Genomic DNA, 2,631 nt, shown 5'->3' on the forward strand with positions numbered 1-2,631 from the left:
GTGACGGTGGAAGGGAAGCAGGAGCAGAGCACGACGGGAGACCATATCAGCCGGGTCGGGGGGACGCACAGCCTGGAGGTGAAGGGAGACCTGGCGCGGAAGGTGAGCGGGGCGCTGGGGATAAAGGTGGATGGCGACATCGTGCTGGAGAGCAGCAGTCAGATAAGCCTGAAAGCGGGTGCGTCATTTATTGTCATTCAGGCGGGCGGCGTGGATATCGTGGGGCCGAAGATAAACCTGAACAGCGGGGGCAGTGCGGGGACGCCGGTGGGGACGATGCAGCCGGGTGTGCTGGCGGCGCTGGTGGATGACGGGGGTGATGAAGAAGGCGAAGATGACGGGCAGGGCAATGGTGACTCCGGTGGTGGAGAGGGTGGTGCCGGGGAAGGCGGAGAGGACGATAAGGATGATAAAGAAAAGAAGATCACTTCAATTAGCTGGTCTTATGGTGAGGAGCAAACAGAGCTTGGTGATATATCAAGACACTATGTTGATTTGAATCTTCATATTAAGACAGAAGGTTATGACTCGGGTGAGAGTGTCTCATGTCAAATAACTTATAGCGACTTTGAAAATAATGAAAAAGTGTTGACTGTCAGTGGTGTAGTGAGTTCAGATGGTGAAGCCTTTATAGAGAGAGTACTTGCTAACACTAATGTCTGTACCTATTGGGCGGAGTAATGTAATGGGAAAAAACAATTACTGCATCGGTAAGCGATACGATGTCAGAAGCAGTTATATCTAATAGGCCATCATGGAATTCAGTTAAAATTAATTGTCCGAATGATGGTGTTAGTAAGTTGGCGATTTTTCAAAAATATTTAATTGATTGTAGTGAGTTATAATTGGCAGCTAAAGTTGTATTATTAATTAGTTTAATATTGAGGTGTTATTAAATGAAAAAGGTTACAGTAACGGCAGGGCAATCTACATCTACAATAATGGTAAACAGGCCTCCGTGGAATAAGGTTTATGGTGGGTATCCTAAAACTAATGCTGGCACTGCATCAGAAGGTGACTTACTAAATACTGAAGTTTTTACCCAAGTCTTTGGAGTCGACTATGATCCGGTGACTTACCATAATGCATGTGGAACAAGAACATCTCTGGCATTGCTTGCTGGCGGAATGGGGGGGGTTGGGGAACGCGGTATAAAAATAACAAATAAAAGTAATATATATTACGGAAAAACTATTGAACCTGGTGCAGGGAATTTGAAGACATTTCTTGAGAAAAAATGGGGAAAAGCAGACGAAATTATTAAGTTTCCGAAAACAGTTGATGATGTAAGCAAACGGTTGAACAATAAGAAAGGTATTTATATTATGATCCCTACAAGACCTAGCGACTTCGGGGGGGCAACAGGACATGCAACCCTGTGGACAGGAAACAGGGTTATGGGTGATAATTATTGTATTGATGAGCATACGTATGCAATTTATTTTTGGGAGTTGAAATAACAATGAATAAATCTATTTTGTTCTTGTTTTTGTTTTTATTTAGCTTTGGATGTGTGGCCAGTTCAGGTGAAAATAAACAAGGAAAACTGATTGAATCACTAGATGATTATAAAACATATTCTCTCGCCCGATGTATTATGAATAATTACACTAAAATGGGGGTTGATTTCAATAAGCTTCCACTGCATGATTATACTATGGGATCTATAGATATAGAAAAATGGTTTGCTTTTAATGCTACTGAAGATAATGTTTTGAATATGTTTATAAAAAATAAAACGGATCATTTTTATAAGCCAGCACAGGTTGATGGTGATTTGGCAAAATCAAATCTGGTTATATACAAATGTGTTGATTTTTATAAATCCAAAGAGCTGGATGTGTTTCTAAGAGATTTGATTTCAAAAAAGATATCGGATGAGGCGGATGAATAAGCCTATAATTACTTTCTTTAGTTGGTTATGAGCAATTGTCTTACTATGTTGCTGCATGACGAGAACATATGAAAGCAGACAAAATAATCTTAACTCAACTTAAAAATGATTGCTTATACCACATGTCAAATTATTTCCACTCAAAGATAATAAGAGATAAATATGCCCACAGCAGCCCGACTCGGTGATAAAGGCACCCAGCACGACGGTTATTACGAGACCGTAATTATAGCGGGTTCACCAACCGTATTTATCGACGGAATACCCGCCGCCCGGGCGGGCGATCCGCTGACGCCCCATGATAAGCCGGAGCATCCTCCCCATCCGCGTAAAATAGCCAGTGGTTCCCCCACGGTATTTATTGACGGTTTACCGGCAGCCCGGACCGGCGATGCGGTGGACTGCGGCGGCGTGGTTATCGGCAGTGGTACGGTCAATATTGGCTGACAGGTCAGGGAGGTGAATGTGTCATTAAAAGGACTGCGTTTCACACTGGCGGTGGACGGCATCATGGAGATGGCGACGGCAGTGGTGAGCTTCCGGCTGACGGAGCGTTATTCCGCGCCGTTCTCGCTGGAGGTGAGCATCGCCAGCGGGCTGTTCGACCTGACGGCGGAGGACTTCCTGGAGAAGGGAGCGGTGCTGACGGTGTGGCAGGGAGATATCCCGGTGCGTCACGTGAGCGGCATCGTGAACGGCGTGGTGCCGGGGGAGAACAGCGGGTGGCAGATGAGCTA

At 44.9% G+C, this 2,631-nt stretch carries 3 protein-coding genes and 2 pseudogenes; all 5 read left to right on the forward strand.

Annotation, left to right across the window (positions count from 1 at the left end; all coding sequences use genetic code 11):
* Positions 1-681 (forward strand): annotated as a pseudogene (locus CHU32_RS28760) (hypothetical protein); the annotation flags it as partial.
* A gap of 215 nt (positions 682-896) precedes the next feature.
* Positions 897-1,460, forward strand: a complete 564-nt coding sequence (locus tag CHU32_RS27730) for a T6SS effector amidase Tae4 family protein (RefSeq protein ID WP_103678828.1) — start codon at positions 897-899, stop codon at positions 1,458-1,460.
* Between the two features lie 2 nt (positions 1,461-1,462).
* The gene (locus tag CHU32_RS28765; RefSeq protein WP_245880282.1) at positions 1,463-1,894 is read left to right on the forward strand and encodes a hypothetical protein; all 432 of its coding nucleotides are present in this window, start codon (positions 1,463-1,465) and stop codon (positions 1,892-1,894) included.
* 162 nt (positions 1,895-2,056) lie between these two features.
* Complete coding sequence (locus tag CHU32_RS27740; RefSeq protein ID WP_103678829.1) at positions 2,057-2,341, forward strand: type VI secretion system PAAR protein; 285 nt, start codon at positions 2,057-2,059, stop codon at positions 2,339-2,341.
* An 18-nt stretch (positions 2,342-2,359) separates the two neighbouring features.
* Positions 2,360-2,631, forward strand: a pseudogene (locus CHU32_RS27745) (type VI secretion system tip protein VgrG); the annotation flags it as partial.

The sequence above is a fragment of the Superficieibacter electus genome, assembly GCF_002915575.1.
Taxonomy (GTDB): domain Bacteria; phylum Pseudomonadota; class Gammaproteobacteria; order Enterobacterales; family Enterobacteriaceae; genus Superficieibacter; species Superficieibacter electus.

Coding starts and splice junctions, on each gene's coding strand:
- CHU32_RS27730 (WP_103678828.1), top strand. CDS start 897: ATGAAAAAGGTTACAGTAACGGCAGGGCAATCTACATCTACAATAATG.
- CHU32_RS28765 (WP_245880282.1), top strand. CDS start 1,463: ATGAATAAATCTATTTTGTTCTTGTTTTTGTTTTTATTTAGCTTTGGA.
- CHU32_RS27740 (WP_103678829.1), top strand. CDS start 2,057: ATGCCCACAGCAGCCCGACTCGGTGATAAAGGCACCCAGCACGACGGT.